This window comes from Pseudoalteromonas sp. SR45-4, from assembly GCF_014163535.1.
Lineage (GTDB): Bacteria > Pseudomonadota > Gammaproteobacteria > Enterobacterales > Alteromonadaceae > Pseudoalteromonas > Pseudoalteromonas nigrifaciens.
In genome coordinates this window covers 100,244-115,170 of record NZ_JACJDO010000001.1, presented here as the reverse complement: position 1 = coordinate 115,170, position 14,927 = coordinate 100,244, and the positions used below count along the sequence as shown (strand labels likewise).

At 40.5% G+C, this 14,927-nt stretch carries 16 protein-coding genes and 1 riboswitch; of the genes, 12 read left to right on the top strand and 4 right to left on the bottom strand.

Annotation, left to right across the window (positions count from 1 at the left end; genetic code table 11):
• The first annotated feature begins 125 nt into the window (after positions 1-125).
• Together H5058_RS00570 and rarD are read left to right on the top strand one after the other, a co-directional pair.
• Positions 126-581: a thioesterase family protein gene (locus tag H5058_RS00570; protein ID WP_172459223.1), complete on the top strand. Its 456-nt coding sequence runs from the start codon at positions 126-128 to the stop codon at positions 579-581.
• A gap of 52 nt (positions 582-633) precedes the next feature.
• Complete coding sequence (gene rarD, locus H5058_RS00565) at positions 634-1,554, top strand: EamA family transporter RarD (RefSeq protein WP_011329218.1); 921 nt, start codon at positions 634-636, stop codon at positions 1,552-1,554.
• A gap of 106 nt (positions 1,555-1,660) precedes the next feature.
• Here rarD and H5058_RS00560 read toward each other — a convergent pair whose 3' ends face one another.
• Positions 1,661-2,035 (bottom strand): DUF413 domain-containing protein, encoded by a 375-nt coding sequence (locus H5058_RS00560; protein WP_011329217.1) that lies wholly within the window; start codon positions 2,033-2,035, stop codon positions 1,661-1,663.
• Positions 2,036-2,125: 90 nt separating this feature from the next.
• On the opposite strand from H5058_RS00560, the gene H5058_RS00555 reads away from it, so the two are divergent.
• The 8 genes from H5058_RS00555 to ung all read left to right on the top strand — a co-directional run bounded on the left by H5058_RS00555 (position 2,126) and on the right by ung (position 9,788).
• Positions 2,126-2,989, top strand: coding sequence for a LysR family transcriptional regulator (locus H5058_RS00555; protein ID WP_011329216.1), 864 nt, complete (start codon positions 2,126-2,128; stop codon positions 2,987-2,989).
• Positions 2,990-3,151: 162 nt separating this feature from the next.
• Entirely contained in the window at positions 3,152-4,090 is a 939-nt protein-coding gene (locus tag H5058_RS00550; RefSeq protein ID WP_182676507.1) for a porin, read from the top strand.
• A 45-nt stretch (positions 4,091-4,135) separates the two neighbouring features.
• A riboswitch (cobalamin riboswitch) is annotated at positions 4,136-4,277 on the top strand.
• 78 nt (positions 4,278-4,355) lie between these two features.
• Positions 4,356-5,168 (top strand): ABC transporter ATP-binding protein, encoded by an 813-nt coding sequence (locus H5058_RS00545; protein WP_179806964.1) that lies wholly within the window; start codon positions 4,356-4,358, stop codon positions 5,166-5,168.
• A gap of 1 nt (position 5,169) precedes the next feature.
• Positions 5,170-6,171 carry an iron ABC transporter permease gene (locus H5058_RS00540; RefSeq protein ID WP_011329213.1) on the top strand — a complete coding sequence of 334 codons (1,002 nt, stop codon included), beginning with the start codon at positions 5,170-5,172 and terminating at the stop codon, positions 6,169-6,171.
• Between the two features lie 9 nt (positions 6,172-6,180).
• On the top strand, positions 6,181-7,671 hold the full coding sequence (locus H5058_RS00535; protein WP_179806965.1) for a cobyric acid synthase: 1,491 nt from the start codon (positions 6,181-6,183) through the stop codon (positions 7,669-7,671).
• A complete protein-coding gene (gene cobO, locus H5058_RS00530; protein WP_011329211.1) occupies positions 7,655-8,254 on the top strand; it encodes a cob(I)yrinic acid a,c-diamide adenosyltransferase in 600 nt (199 codons plus the stop codon). Before H5058_RS00535 ends, cobO begins: the two co-directional genes overlap by 17 nt.
• On the top strand, positions 8,254-9,129 hold the full coding sequence (locus H5058_RS00525; protein ID WP_179806966.1) for a cobalamin-binding protein: 876 nt from the start codon (positions 8,254-8,256) through the stop codon (positions 9,127-9,129). Before cobO ends, H5058_RS00525 begins: the two co-directional genes overlap by 1 nt.
• Positions 9,126-9,788 carry a uracil-DNA glycosylase gene (gene ung, locus H5058_RS00520; RefSeq protein ID WP_179806967.1) on the top strand — a complete coding sequence of 221 codons (663 nt, stop codon included), beginning with the start codon at positions 9,126-9,128 and terminating at the stop codon, positions 9,786-9,788. Before H5058_RS00525 ends, ung begins: the two co-directional genes overlap by 4 nt.
• Before the next feature lie 57 nt (positions 9,789-9,845).
• On the opposite strand, the gene H5058_RS00515 is transcribed toward ung, so the two are convergent.
• Positions 9,846-10,025 (bottom strand): DUF3545 family protein, encoded by a 180-nt coding sequence (locus H5058_RS00515; protein ID WP_011329208.1) that lies wholly within the window; start codon positions 10,023-10,025, stop codon positions 9,846-9,848.
• A 269-nt stretch (positions 10,026-10,294) separates the two neighbouring features.
• Positions 10,295-11,245 (bottom strand): transaldolase, encoded by a 951-nt coding sequence (tal, locus tag H5058_RS00510; protein ID WP_179806968.1) that lies wholly within the window; start codon positions 11,243-11,245, stop codon positions 10,295-10,297.
• A 231-nt stretch (positions 11,246-11,476) separates the two neighbouring features.
• On the opposite strand from tal, the gene yaaA reads away from it, so the two are divergent.
• On the top strand, positions 11,477-12,256 hold the full coding sequence (yaaA, locus tag H5058_RS00505) for a peroxide stress protein YaaA (RefSeq protein WP_011329206.1): 780 nt from the start codon (positions 11,477-11,479) through the stop codon (positions 12,254-12,256).
• 132 nt (positions 12,257-12,388) lie between these two features.
• Positions 12,389-13,345, top strand: a complete 957-nt coding sequence (locus H5058_RS00500) for a mechanosensitive ion channel family protein (protein ID WP_182676505.1) — start codon at positions 12,389-12,391, stop codon at positions 13,343-13,345.
• Between the two features lie 87 nt (positions 13,346-13,432).
• On the opposite strand, the gene mgtE is transcribed toward H5058_RS00500, so the two are convergent.
• A complete protein-coding gene (gene mgtE / locus H5058_RS00495) occupies positions 13,433-14,791 on the bottom strand; it encodes a magnesium transporter (protein WP_011329204.1) in 1,359 nt (452 codons plus the stop codon).
• Positions 14,792-14,927 lie beyond the last annotated feature (136 nt).

Sequence of the window (14,927 nt, the reverse complement as noted above, 5' to 3'; positions counted from 1 at the left end):
GTGAATTTACTCGCTCAGGGGGGGGATATTAGCTGACTTTAAGCGGCTAATAAATTTAACTGTGTTGCTAGCTTTATCCTAGTTATGCTTTACTCCTCTTACCAGATATAACATAGAGAATAATAATGAATAAAGAAATGTTAATAGAGCACGTAGGCTCGCTGTTTGTAAATAATATGCCGTTTAATCAGTTTTTAAAAATATCGGTAGAATCACTTAGCCCAGAACAAGCAAAAATATCGTTTCCTTGGCAGGATATACTCATAGGTAATCCGGCACAAAAAATACTCCATGGCGGTGTTATTTCGGCAGTGCTCGATAACGTAGGTGGTATGTTAGCTGCAGCAAGTGTAATAGATAAGCTAAACGATGTTGATATTTTATCTGTGCAGCAAAAACTAGCCACCTTGGGCACTATAGATATGCGCACCGATTACCTACGGCCAGGCAAAGGCGAGAAATTTATAGCCAGTGCCACTTTAATTCGCTCGGGCAATAAAGTATGTGTTTGTAGGATGGAATTGCATAATGAGCAAGCAGTACAAATAGCATTTGGTACGGGTACGTATTTAGTTGGCTAATAAAAGTTTGCGGAGTAAACTGGCGACCTTTTGAATAACTAAGTGTTTATTTATGCCGATTGATACCGAGAAGCGCAAGGGCGCCATTTTGGCTTGCATCGCTTTTACTATATGGGGTTTAGCACCTATATACTTTAAGCAACTCCAGCATGTTACTGCATTTGAAATTTTAACGCATCGTGTTGTGTGGTCGGTGATGTTTTTAATTATTATTGTAAGTATTTTAGGCCAGTGGGATAGAATTAAACGCATTATAGTACAGCCTAAATTATTGTTAATGCTGGTTTTGACCTCGTCGATACTGGGGTTTAACTGGGGCTTGTTTATATGGGCAGTTAATAATAATCATATGCTTGATGCCAGTTTAGGTTATTACATTAATCCGTTACTAAATGTATTACTGGGAGTGTTATTTTTAGGCGAACGTTTACGTAAGTTTCAAATGGTTGCTGTTGCTTTAGCATTTACCGGTGTACTGCTGCAATTAATAAGTTTTGGTTCATTTCCTGTGGTTGCTTTTTCGTTAGCTATATCATTTGCAATATATGGTTTACTGCGTAAGAAACTGCCAGTGGAAGCATTGTCCGGTATTTCAATAGAAGCATTTATACTCTTGCCCGTAGCGCTTATTTATTGGTATTTAATGGTGCCTACAGCAACGTCAAGCTTGCCTGCTAATGACTGGCATACCAATGTGTTACTCATTAGTGCCGGGATCATTACCACCTTACCACTACTGTGCTTTACCGGCGCTGCTAAGCGTTTGCAATACACCACTTTAGGCTTTTTTCAGTACATAGGGCCAAGTTTGATGTTTATATTAGCTGTGATGCTTTACGGTGAAGTGTTTGATGCCGAGCGAGTAGTTACATTTGTTTGTATTTGGAGTGCATTGGCTATTTTTAGTTGGGACTCTTTTAGGCAATCTCGTAAACGTAAAAAAGCCGCTATTGTGGCCTCAGGCGTGGTTTAAAAGTTAGTTAACTTAAGTAAGCACGTAGCGCGATGTATTTTGTACTCGCGCTAGGCTTGGTGTATGTTTAACTATTTAAAATGTAAAAATTAAATAGTTAAAGCAATTACATACTGTCTGACTCGGCGTAATAGTCTTGGCTTATTGGTGCTGGGGTCGCTATTTTTGAGCGGCCAAATAATGTATGGAACTTTGCTTTGCTGGTTGTTAACTTTAAGTATTTAACCCAAGCGCGCTCAATTGCATTGGTTGGCTCTAAAGCACCACTAATAACAGCGACAAATTGTTGCTGATGTTCATTTTGTGGCTCTAGGGCTTTATTATGTAAGCCTTTTAAAACAACACCGTGTTGCTCTAATATACTGGCTTCTAATAAGGTAAAGTTTCCGCTGCGACCAAATCCGCGTGGGAAATTTTGATCATCAAAAAACTGACGTTGACTAACAAATGCTTGGCGAAGTAGTGAAATATCATTGCTCATTGTTGTACCCTCATACCTTGGTAATTGCTGGAGTATGCGGCAAGTTTGCAAATATTTTAAACAAGTTATTTTTATCGTGAGGATAAAAAATTGGATATCGATTTATTAAAAACATTTGTTGAGGTAGTACGCACTCGTCACTTTGGCAAAGCGGCTGAAAACCTTTATATCACGCAGTCTGCAGTAAGCTTTAGAATTCGTCAATTAGAGCAAGGGCTTGGTGTTAATTTGTTTATTCGCCAGCGCAATAATATTCAACTAACAGCGCCAGGTGAGCGTTTATTACCCCATGCACAAATGATCATTACCGGCATGCAAAGAGCAAAAGTAGATGTGGCACTTGCCGATAATATGCATAAACAAATTTGCCTAGCGGGTACACCAAACATTTGGGATGCATTTTTACAGTTTGGTATTACTAATATTGTATCGGCAATGCCCGGTGTGTCTTTGGTGGCTGAGGTAAAAGCACAACAAGAAAGTACCCGCCTGTTATTAGAGCGCACCTTAGATTTAGCTATTTTATTTGATCCACCAAAAGTTGATGAGCTGGTGGTTGAGCGAATTTGTGAACTACCCATTATACCGGTAAGCGCGTTTGATACTGCCAGTTACGATAACTTTTTTGATAACCAGTACGTATATGTTGACTGGGGCACGACATTCTCACTGTGGCATGCTCGCCAGTTTACTGGCAAAACCCCACCCTACTTTAGAACAAGTACTGGGCGTATAGCACTTGATTTAATATTGCAATGCGGAGGGAGTGCATTTATTCCTCAAGTACTTGTTGCAGCGCATTTAGAAAAAGGCGAGTTATTTCATGTGAAAGACGTAGAAACCACCTCGCGCGATATATTTGTTGCCTATCACAGAGACAATGAGCAAAAAGAGTTAATAGAAACATTAGTAAATTTATTAACCCAAATGACCCCTAAGTTACCCGTAGAGTAAGGCCAATGGATTTGCTGTATATGTACGTTTGATTGCAACTATTATGTATTTTTATGAATTTAAAAGTGTAAAAATATGACGGCTGTAATATTTTTGTCATTTAACAGTGCCAAACTCCTGTTGCATTAAAAACGAGTCTGTTGTGATTATCGAGGAAATAACATGAAATTTGTAAAGTCGAGCTTATGTATAGCTTTATTAGGTGGTTTGTCTTTTAATGCGCTTGCTGAAGTGGATTTTTACGGTAAAGCGAACGTAACACTACAGTCGTCGGATGATGGTGAGGGGTCTTTTACCGAAATTAAAAGTAACTCATCACGTTTGGGCTTAAAAGGGTCTGAAAAAATATCTGATGGCTTAGAAGCTGTTTATAAGTTTGAATTTCAAGTTGATGTTTCTGACGCCGACTCAAAAGGTGATAATGACGACAATATCTCTGCTCGTAATCAGTATATAGGTTTAAAAGGCGCGTTTGGCCAAGTTGTTATTGGCCGTAACGATACCGCGCTTAAGCAGTCACAAGGTAAAGTTGATTTATTTAGCGACCTTGAAGGCGACATTAAAAATGCCTTTAAAGGTGAAAATAGAATGGGCAGTAGTGTTTCTTATGCCTCTAATTCTTACCAAGGTTTTAAGCTTTTGGCTACGTTTGTTGCAGAGGATAGCGATGCAGCAGGTGCTAAAAATGGCTATTCAATGGCAGTAACTTATGGTGACGCAGCCCTTAAAAAGAGCGCAATATATGCCGCTATTGCTGCCGATAGCGAAGTGAACGGCTACGATGTAGTGCGCGCATCAGTACAAGGTAAAGTAGCCGATTTTAAATTAGGCGCTATGTATCAAACGCAAGAAAAAGTTGATGGCAGTAGTGAGGCCGACGGTTATTTATTAAGTGCGGCTTACACTATGGCTAGCAATACCTTTAAATTGCAGTACCAGGCAATGGATTTTAAAGGCAGTGATGACAAAACGGCTATTTCGGCAGGTGTTGATCATCAGTTAAATAAAAACACTAAATTATTTGGTTTTTATTCTAATTTCGATATGGACAACAACGTTGACCAAGACTACTTAGGTGTAGGTATAGAATATAAATTTTAAGCAGTGCTTAGCACTGCCTTTTTAAGCCGTACTTTGTTAAGTGCGGTTTTTTTTGCTTTAAATTATTTACTTAGCCGCCCATAATAGAGTATTCATTTGGAATGAGGTGCAACTCCTCAACTGTTCCCGCAACTGTAATTAGCATAACGCTTTAAGTCAGATACAAATAAACTATTTTAACGAGCGGGTTTACTCATCTTCAAGTTATGTACTAGCCATAGTTAGTTGCATTGTTAGTGAGCGCATTCCTGCCTAGGGCTAACTATTGCAAACTCAAACGCCATTAAATACACCATTGTTAAATGTTAATCACGTGTCGTGGAATATTGGCAGTAAAACTATCCTCAACAATGTTAATTTGCAAATAAAGCAAGGTAAGTTCGTTGGCTTAATTGGCCCCAATGGCGCAGGTAAATCTAGTTTACTGCGGTGTTTGTATCGCTTTAATCAGCCCACTGCAGGGCAAATTAAATTTAATAATACTGATATTTGGCAGTTAAAAAGCCATGAATACGCAAAGCAGGTTGCGGTTGTTTTACAAGAAACCCCATCACAATTTAATTTAACTTTATTAGATGTGGTTGCACTTGGGTTAACCCCGCATAAAGCATTATTTAGCACCACCACAACAGCCGACACACAAAAAATAAACCAAGCTATAGCGCGAGTTGGCTTGCAGGATCATGCAAGCCAACGTTTTGAGTCGCTTTCGGGAGGAGAAAAACAACGTGCATTAATTGCTCGGGCTATGGTGCAGCAACCGCAACTATTAATTATGGATGAGCCAACCAGCCACTTAGATGTGAAGTATCAAATTCAGGTAATGGAGTTGGCTAAATCGCTTGGCGTTACTGTGTTTGCATCGTTTCATGATTTAAATTTAGCCGCTGCTATGTGCGATGAGCTGGTGGTTATAAATCACGGCGAAATTGTTAATACAGGCTCTCCCATCGATGTGCTCAGCGAGGACATGCTCAATGATGTATTTGGTGTATGTGCACAAGTAAGCCACCACCCGCAAATGTCTAAACTAGGTGGTGTTATTCCACATATTACTTACTTTTATAGGTATGAATAATATGCGCATGCTTAACAATCATTCAATAGCACTTTTAGTCACAGTACTAGCTGCATTATTTACGTTATTTACGGCGCTGAGTTATGGCGCTGCCGACACATCATTAACTGATGTATTTAAAAGTATTTTCACCTCAACAGAGGGCTCCTTTAACACTCGAATTATTGTTGAATTAAGAATGCCACGCACATTACTGGCATTTTTAGCTGGCAGTGGTTTAGCCATTGCCGGGCTTATTTTGCAAACCGTGACGCGTAATCCGTTAGCAGATCCTTATTTATTTGGGATATCGTCTGGGGCGTCTTTGGGGGTAGTTATACTCATGGCGTTTGTGGGCATTAGTGCGGGCTTTGCATTATCGGCAGCGGCATTGGCTGGCAGTTTAGTCGCTATGAGTTTACTTATATTGATTGCAGGGCGGCAGCAAAGTGGGCAAGTAGAATCTATGCTGCTGGCAGGTGTGGCCTTGTCATTTTTATTTAGCGCATTTACCAGTTTATTACTTTACTGGAGCGATCCTCAGGCAGTTGCGGCTATTTTATTTTGGACGCTCGGCAGTTTTGCACGAGCGCAGTGGGCAACGCTGTGGTTACCTTTTGTGGTTATTGTATTGTGTACATTTACAATGCTTAGTTTTAGGCGCCAACTTAATGCCATGCTGCTCGGCGATGAAAGTGCTATAACACTGGGTGTGCGGGTACATCGCTTTAGAATATTGATGCTAGTTTTAAGTTCGCTGATAACGGCAGTGTTAGTGGCTATGTGTGGCGGAATTGGCTTTGTAGGATTAATGGTGCCGCATATAGTGCGCTTTTTTATCTCCCAAGGTAGCTTATCAGGCTTACTGGTAACGAGTTTGGTGGGCGGTACTTTTATGGTTTGGGTTGATGTGCTAGCACGCACGTTATTAACTAATCAAGAGTTACCCGTTGGGGTTATTACTGCAGCTATTGGTAGCGTGTTCTTTTTAAGCTTATTGTATTTTCGTAAGCGCCAGGTGTAGGGCTATAAAATGAAAACGTTAATGGTGCAAGGCACCACATCCGATGCGGGTAAAAGTACACTGGTTGCGGCGCTGTGTAGAGTATTTGCTAATAGAGGGCTAAATGTAGCGCCATTTAAGCCACAAAATATGGCATTAAATAGTGCAGTTACAGATGATGGTGGTGAAATAGGTCGTGCTCAAGCACTGCAAGCTATAGCGGCAAAGGTAGCCCCTGAAACTGACTTTAATCCCATATTACTTAAGCCAAATAGCGATACTGGCGCGCAGGTTATTATTCATGGTAAAGCCATAAGTAATATGGAAGCTGGGGCGTATCACGATTATAAAAAAGTAGCTATGGATGCAGTACTCACGTCGCATAACCGTTTAGCAAAACGTTTTGATTTATTGCTGGTGGAAGGGGCGGGCAGCCCAGCCGAAATAAACCTCAGAGCCAACGACATTGCTAATATGGGCTACGCCGAAGCCGTTGACTGCCCCGTAATTATAATTGCCGATATAGATAAAGGCGGTGTGTTTGCTCATTTAGTGGGTACTTTGGCATTGTTGAGTGAGTCGGAGCAAGCGCGGGTAAAAGGCTTTGTAATAAATCGTTTTAGAGGCGATATAAGCTTATTACAAAGTGGACTTGATTGGCTGGAACAGTACACAAGTAAACCGGTGTTAGGCGTATTGCCGTATTTACACGACCTTGCATTAGATGCTGAGGATGCAATTGCTATTGATAATACGCTAACTAATGCCAGCGTTAATATTGCCGTGCTGCTTGTGCCGCACATTAGCAACCATACTGACTTTGATGCACTGCGCTTACATCCCAATATAAATATTAATTATGTAGCGCATACACAAGCGATCCCCGATGTTGATTTGATCATTTTACCGGGGAGTAAAAACGTATTAAGTGATTTAGCCTTTTTAAAAAATGAAGGTTGGGATACACAAATAAAACGCCATTTACGTTATGGTGGTAAAGTGCTCGGTATTTGTGGTGGTATGCAAATGCTTGGCAATAGTATTAATGATCCCCTAGGTGTTGAGTCATCATTACAGCATATGCCGGGGCTAGCGTTAAGTGATTTTACCAGCACACTTACAGCACAAAAAATATTGAGTAATGTAACCGCGACTATGCAATTAAATAACCAGCAAACACTTTGTAGTGGCTACGAAATTCATGCAGGCATTAGCCAAGGTGAAGCACTTAATAAACCATTTTTAAGCTTTAATGAACACCCAAATGGCTTTACAGCCGATGGGTTTATTAGTGATGATAACGCCATAGCGGGTACTTATTTACATGGCTTATTTGATCAAGCGAGTGCCACATTGCAAATATTAAAGTGGCTCAAAGCCGATACAGTTATTAATCCGGTTAATATTAACCAGCACCGTGAGCAGCAACTAGAGCGTTTAGCTGCCATGTGTGAAACGCATTTAAATATTGCACACATTATTAAAATTTATGAAGGGCATAATCATGAGCGAACAAAGTAAAGATAAACATCAGCAACGCCAACAAAAATTAAAAGATCAAGTTGATGCACGAATAGCTGCAGCGCAACAAGAAAAAGGTATTTTTCAAGTTATAACTGGTAATGGCAAAGGTAAGTCGACCTCAGGATTTGGTGTGGTAGCACGTTGTGTTGGCCATGGAAAAAAAGCCGCTGTGTGTCAGTACATAAAAGGCACTTGGGAATGCGGAGAGCGTAACTTGTTACAGGGTGTGGGTGTGGAGTTTGTGGTAATGGGCACAGGCTTTACATGGAATACCCAAGACAAAGAGAGCGATACCGCAGCCGCGCAAGCTGCTTGGCAAGAATCAAAGCGACTGCTTAGCGATGCAAGCCTAGATGTAGTGCTGCTCGATGAGCTTACCTACATGGTAACCTATGGGTATATTGATGTAGATGAAGTGCTAGAGGCGATTGGCAACAGACCGCCAATGCAGTCGGTTATTATTACCGGCCGCGCAGCCCATCGTAAATTAATAGAACTGGCTGACACAGTAAGCGAAGTGCGTAATGTAAAACATGCATTTGATGCAGGTGTTAAAGCTCTGCAAGGTTTTGATTACTAATGTTTAAACAGCTTGTTGTTGGCCTATTGTTACTCTGTTTATCCCAGCATGCGCAGGCCAACAAGGTACAAATTGATAAAATACAGTCAGCTAAAGCGCTGCGTATTGTGGCACTGGCTCCGCACATAGTAGAAAACCTGTATGCAATAGGCGCGGGAGATAATATTGTTGGCACAGTTGATTACGCCGACTACCCAGCAGCGGCAAAAAGTATTACTCGTATTGGCGGTTACTATGGTATTTCAATCGAAAAGCTTTTAGTACTTAAGCCCGATATAGTGATTGCGTGGAAAAGTGGTAATCAAAGCGATGATTTAGCACAAATAGAGCGCTTAGGTATTAAGCTTTATTTAACTGATCCAACGACAATTACAGGTATTGCCGATGAGTTGCTTATGCTAGGAAAACTTACCGGTAACATTAAACAAAGCGAGCAAGTGGTAAAAGCTTTTAATGCTAAACTTGCAGCCATTAAAGCCAAGCAACAGGGTAAAAGTAAACTCACTGGCTTTTATCAACTCTGGTCTGAGCCGATGATGACAGTGTCGAAAAATACCGGAATAAGTGAGTTAATAGCCACTTGCCAAGTAACCAATGTATTTGCAAATAGCCGCACCGACTATCCACAAATAAGCATAGAAAATGTGATTGTGGCTAAGCCGCAAATTATAATTATTCCGGATGAAAAATCAGCAACACCGCAACCTACTATTAATTGGCAGCAATGGCCAGAAATACCCGCAGTAAAAAATAAGCAGTTTTTATCTGTAAATGCCGACTTACTACATCGTTTTTCAGCGCGTATGCTAGATGGGCTGGCCGATATGTGTGATAAAATAGACGTATCACGTCAACAAATAAAGAGCATACAATGAGCGATTGGACTGCATTTTTAAAACAAGAATTACAGCAAGCATATATGCAGCAAACACTCGACTACGTTGCTAAGCGCCGCAGTGAAGGTGTTGCTGTTTATCCTCCAAAAGATCAAGTGTTTAGCGCATTTACTGCAACACCGCTTAGTGATATACGCGTTGTTATTTTAGGGCAAGATCCTTACCACGGTGAAGGCCAAGCGCATGGTTTGTGTTTTTCAGTATTACCTGAGGTTAAAAAGCTACCACCTTCGCTTAAAAATATTTATAAAGAGCTGGCTAGCGATATAAACGATTTTGTTATTCCTACCCATGGTTACTTGCAAAGCTGGGCAGAGCAGGGAGTGTTTTTACTCAATACAGTACTTACGGTAGAGCAAGGCCAAGCCCATTCGCATAAACACTTAGGGTGGGAGCAATTTACCGATAAGGTTATTGCGCATATAAACACCCATTGTGAAGGAGTAATATTTATTTTGTGGGGGGCTCATGCACAAAAAAAAGGTAAGGGAATTGATAGCGCACGCCAGCATATTTTAGCAGGGCCGCACCCATCGCCACTGTCTGCTCATCGAGGTTTTTTTGGTTGTAGGCATTTTTCAGACGCGAATGCGTTATTACAATCTCAAGGTAAAACGCCGATTAATTGGCAAGTATAATTTTAACTTTTAAAACCAAAGGCCCGCACAGTAATGCGGGCCTTTTTAGTTAGTCGTTTAAAAGTCGAGCTCATTAACGGCTATGCTGTCTGTAAAGTAGTCCAACTCCTGTAGTTCTTTGCGTAAACGATACTTTTCTTGTATTGCTTCGATTTCGCGCCATCTTCTTTTTTTATTTTTTTGAGAAGCTTCCTTTTTTGTTTCAGGACCTTCTATTATATTGCTTAGGCTATCCATGAATATCTCCTTTAGACTGCATTTGATACCAGTCTTATTAAAAACTAAGCTATAACTGCTCACTAATTTAATGGTATAGGTATTAACTTCGCGAATACCTAAACCATAGGCCTAGCTAAAATAGAATATAAAAGTGACATTTATGTTACTAAAGTGTGATTTGTTGATGAAGCTTTACTTTATGATGGGTTTATAAGTTTTTTGCATATAAATTACCGGCATAAAAAAACGTCGCAACTGCGACGTTTTTATACAAGCGTTTGAGCCAATTACATGGCTTTAAAGCGTGCTTCTAATTGCTCTTGAGCATCAGCAAAAGAGCGAATACCTTCAGCTAACTTTTCAGTCGCCATAGCATCTTGGTTATGCAACCAACGAAATTGAGCTTCGTTAAGCGGTGCCGGTTTTGGCTGCTGCGCAACATCTTTTGCTAGTAAGTATTCTGGTGCATCTTCAAGGTTACCCAACTCTTCTAAAAGATTAGGGCTAATAGTTAGCTTATCGCAACCAGTAAGGGCAATAATTTCGCCGGTATTACGAAAACTTGCACCCATAACTACCGTTTTGTAGTCGTGGCGTTTATAAAATTCAAAAATGCTGCGTACCGATTGTACCCCAGGATCTTGCAGTGGGTCGGTCGGTTTTTCCATACCGTTAGCAACATGCCAATCTAAAATACGACCAACAAATGGCGAGATTAAAAATACGTTAGCATCGGCGCAAGCACGTGCTTGGGCATCACTAAACAATAAAGTAAGGTTACATTTAGTACCTTCTTTTTCTAGTTGTTCAGCGGCTTTAATGCCTTCCCAAGTAGAGGCTACTTTAATTAAGATTTTATCTTTGCTTACGCCTTCTTTTTCGTAAAGACTAAGTAGCGTGTGCGCTTTATCAATAGTTGCTTGGGTATCAAACGAAAGACGTGCATCTACCTCAGTAGAAATATAACCAGGTACAATAGCGCTAATTTCTTTACCTAATAATACCGCAAAGTAGTCGCATGCTAGCGCTAGTTGCTTAGCTGGATCTTGCTCGGTTTCTTTGGCGTAGCTCCATGCTTTATTTAAATAAGGCTTATAGGCTTCAATCTCGCTCGCTTTTAATAGCAATGACGGATTGGTCGTTGCGTCTTCTGGTTGATGCTTTTTAATTGCTTCAATATCACCCGTGTCGGCCACGATTGATGAATGTTGTTTTAGCCTTTGTAGCGCGTTAGTCATTTGCTTTCCTCATTCCAAGCAAGTTAAAAGAAAATCTAAACTACTTTAATATTACACCATACTGCAACAGCGAAGTAATGCTTGATAGGTCTTATGTCCTTATCAATATAAAAACGGTTATGTATGAATTATTAAGGTAGGATCAGTCTGTTTAATATTAAACAAAACGTGCTTTTCGTTTCATTTAATGTTGAAATTGACATTAAATAAATTACAAGTCAATAGCTAACTATGATCACTGTTATTTCACCTGCAAAAAATCTTGATTACACCACGCCACCTGCAACCGATAAGTTCACTCAACCGGAATTACTTGAGCACAGCGAAGCACTGATGCAAGTATGCCGTGAACTAACCCCTGCGCAAATTGGCAGCCTGATGAAAATTAGCGATAAGCTCTCAGGGCTTAACGCTGCTCGCTTTAGTGAGTGGGCACAGCCATTTACCACAGAAAACGCTAAACAAGCGGTACTGGCCTTTAATGGCGATGTATATGGTGGTTTAGATGCTAGCACGCTAACGGCTAATCAGCTTGATTACGCACAAAGCCACCTACGCATATTATCGGGCTTATATGGGCTTTTAAAGCCGCTTGATTTAATGCAAGCGTATCGCCTTGAAATGGGCACCAAGCTTGAAAACAGTCGTGGTAAAAACCTGTATGAGTTTTGGGGCAGTGTAATTGCCAATAAACTTAACGAGGTATTAAAAGCCGAGGACGCCCAATACTTAGTTAACCTTGCTTCAAACGAGTACTTTAAAGCGGTTGATAAAAAAGCCCTTAATGCACAAATAATTACTCCACACTTTAAAGACTGTAAAAATGGTCAATATAAAGTAATTAGTTTTTACGCTAAAAAAGCACGAGGCATGATGGCGCGTTACCTCATCGAAAATAAAGTAACTCAGCTAAGCCAGCTTAAAGAGTTTACAGTAGCGGGTTATTACTTTAGCGCCGAAGCAAGTGTGAAAGAGCTTGAGCCAGTATTTTTACGCGATGAACAAAGCTAAAACTTAAACCTTTACCTAATCTATAAAAGCCATGCACAGCATGGCTTTTTTAATACTGGCGCTATACTTGCAATTGATATGCGAATTCAAGATTGATTCTAATCACATTATAAATCAATAGGTGCAAGTTACATGTTTAGTATTCCCTCAATTAGCGACGCCGAAAAACTTATCGAAGAAAAGCTCGGAGGGTGGTTTGATGTCGTTATAAGCCATATTCCTAATTTTATTGTGGCAGTTATTATTGTCATTCTATTTTCTATGCTGGCTCGCTTTGCCGGTAACTTAATGAAAAATTTATTACGCCGCTCCCTCGATTCAAAACAGATAGCTGATTTAATGGCTTCTATATTTAAAGTGCTGATATTAAGTGTAGGAGTGTTTATAGCACTGGATTTTATGGGCTTAAAAGGCACGGTAACGTCATTACTAGCTGGTGCCGGTATTGTTGGTTTAGCGATTGGTTTTGCATTTCAAGATATGACCGAAAACTTAATAGCAGGTATTGCTATGGGTATTCGTAAGCCATTTAAACCAGGTGATGTAATAAAAACTGATGATGTGTTTGGCTCTGTGCATTCAATAAACCTGCGTAATACACTAATAGAGAGCTTTTATGGGCAGCAAATACTAGTGCCTAATAAAATACTATTTAGAAATGTATTGCGAAACTACAGCACGCTAGGCATTAGACGCATAGAAGTGCCGGTAAGAATTTCATTAACAGAAGACATAGAAAAAGCCGCAAACGTTATTGTGGATAAAATTAATCAATTTGAGTTTGTAATACGCCAAGATGAAACGGCCGTATACGCAGAGAGTTTTGGCGACAGTAGTATTAATTTATTATTGTGGTTTTGGATTAAATACCCTGGTGAGCCAGACTTTATGACAGTACGCCACAAAGGTGTTGTGGCAGTACAGCAAGCACTAAATGAGGCTGATATTCGTATTCCATTCCCAATACGTAGTTTAGATTTTGGGGTTAAAGATGGCGAAAACCTCGATGCAATAATAAGTAATAAAGTAAATACACAATCGTCAAAGCAAGAAGGAGCCGATGGCTCTACAATCAATAAAGAAGACTAGATAACCTGAACGCTGGTTAAATTATATTGCGTAAAAGTTACTTTTAACCAGCGCGTATTTACACAGTAATGTGCGCTGGTTTATTTATTAAACCAGCAACCAAGTTGCGGTGCCTAAAAAGGCAAATATACCTACTATATCGGTTACTGTAGTGAGTATTACACTGCCAGCAAGTGCAGGGTCTATTTTCATACGTTTAAGTATTATAGGAATACACGCACCCGCCACACCCGCAACAACTAAGTTCATAAACATTGCAAACGCCAGTACCGCGCCAAGCATTAAGTCCCATTGCCATAGGGCTATAACACTGGCAATTAAAACAGCCCATAAAATACCGTTTAATGCACCAATGGCGAGCTCTTTTATCATTACAAAACGTTGGTTAGTTTGGTTAATATGACCCACTGCTATACCACGAATAACCAAGGTTAATGACTGGCTACCGGCCACCCCACCCATTGAGGGGACAATGCCGTTAAGCACGGCTAAAATAGGCAGTATTGCTAAAGTGCCTTCAAAAAAGCTGGCAACAAAAGCAGCTGCCAGAGCCGTTAATAAGTTAACACCTAGCCAAACAGAGCGTTTTTTTGAGCTTTTTAAAACCGGTGCAAAGGTATCTTCTTCATCATCAAGACCCGCTAAACCTAATAAGTGATGCTCTGCGTCTTCACGAATTACATCAACAATGTCATCGATAGTAACACGGCCAAGTAGCTGGGCGTTGTCGTCAACTACTGGGGCTGATATCCAGTTATGACGTTCAAATAACTGCGCCACTTCGCTTTCATCCATCGAAATAGGAATAGACTCACAGTCTTCATCCATCAGGTCGTGAACAATTTTTTCGGGCGAATTGGTTAGTAAGGTACTTAACGATAAAGCGCCTAAAAAACAGTTATGCTTATCGACAACGTAAAGGTCGTCGGTACCCTCAGGGAGTTCGCCGCGCAGACGAATGTAACGCAGTACCACATCTAGGGTTACATCAGGGCGAATGGTTACTGTATCTGTGTTCATCAGCGCGCCAGCAGAGCGTTCCTGATAGGAGAGTGCTTGCGTAGCACGTTCTCTATCTTGAATGTCCATGGCGCTAACCACGTCTTTATAAACCGTGTCAGGCAGGCTTCGCAGTACTTCACCTAAGTCATCGTGGCCCATGTCTTCAGTGGCAGCAGCAATGTGCTTAGGTTCCATTTGGGCAATAATGCCTAAACGTACATCTTCAGAGAGTTCTTCAAGGACATCACCTTGTACATCTGGATCAACTAATTGCCAGAGCAGGCGACGAACTTTATGTGGTGATGATTCTAGTAAAAGTGCGGTATCACAAGGAGCTGTTTTTGCCAGCATGCGCCTAACTTGAACAAACTGGCCACTATTGAGTGACTTGGTCACTTGTTGTAATTGTTGTAGTGGATAGTCTTGTTCGAAAGTTTCGGGCATTGGCGTCCTTAATTTATTTTTATAACGTTAGGGAAGAAGTTAGTCATTAACTTCGTTCAGTTTATCTTACTTTTTTTAGCCAAACTAGCTTAAGGTTTCACTAACCCTATATTTTAGCTCGTTTACTTGGTTTAAA

Bases quoted from the DNA above. Each gene is read 5' to 3' on its own strand.
- H5058_RS00570 (WP_172459223.1), top strand. From the start codon at position 126: ATGAATAAAGAAATGTTAATAGAGCACGTAGGCTCGCTGTTTGTAAAT.
- rarD (WP_011329218.1), top strand. From the start codon at position 634: ATGCCGATTGATACCGAGAAGCGCAAGGGCGCCATTTTGGCTTGCATC.
- H5058_RS00560 (WP_011329217.1), bottom strand. From the start codon at position 2,035: ATGAGCAATGATATTTCACTACTTCGCCAAGCATTTGTTAGTCAACGT.
- H5058_RS00550 (WP_182676507.1), top strand. From the start codon at position 3,152: ATGAAATTTGTAAAGTCGAGCTTATGTATAGCTTTATTAGGTGGTTTG.
- H5058_RS00540 (WP_011329213.1), top strand. From the start codon at position 5,170: ATGCGCATGCTTAACAATCATTCAATAGCACTTTTAGTCACAGTACTA.
- H5058_RS00535 (WP_179806965.1), top strand. From the start codon at position 6,181: ATGAAAACGTTAATGGTGCAAGGCACCACATCCGATGCGGGTAAAAGT.
- cobO (WP_011329211.1), top strand. From the start codon at position 7,655: ATGAGCGAACAAAGTAAAGATAAACATCAGCAACGCCAACAAAAATTA.
- H5058_RS00525 (WP_179806966.1), top strand. From the start codon at position 8,254: ATGTTTAAACAGCTTGTTGTTGGCCTATTGTTACTCTGTTTATCCCAG.
- ung (WP_179806967.1), top strand. From the start codon at position 9,126: ATGAGCGATTGGACTGCATTTTTAAAACAAGAATTACAGCAAGCATAT.
- H5058_RS00515 (WP_011329208.1), bottom strand. From the start codon at position 10,025: ATGGATAGCCTAAGCAATATAATAGAAGGTCCTGAAACAAAAAAGGAA.
- tal (WP_179806968.1), bottom strand. From the start codon at position 11,245: ATGACTAACGCGCTACAAAGGCTAAAACAACATTCATCAATCGTGGCC.
- yaaA (WP_011329206.1), top strand. From the start codon at position 11,477: ATGATCACTGTTATTTCACCTGCAAAAAATCTTGATTACACCACGCCA.
- H5058_RS00500 (WP_182676505.1), top strand. From the start codon at position 12,389: ATGTTTAGTATTCCCTCAATTAGCGACGCCGAAAAACTTATCGAAGAA.
- mgtE (WP_011329204.1), bottom strand. From the start codon at position 14,791: ATGCCCGAAACTTTCGAACAAGACTATCCACTACAACAATTACAACAA.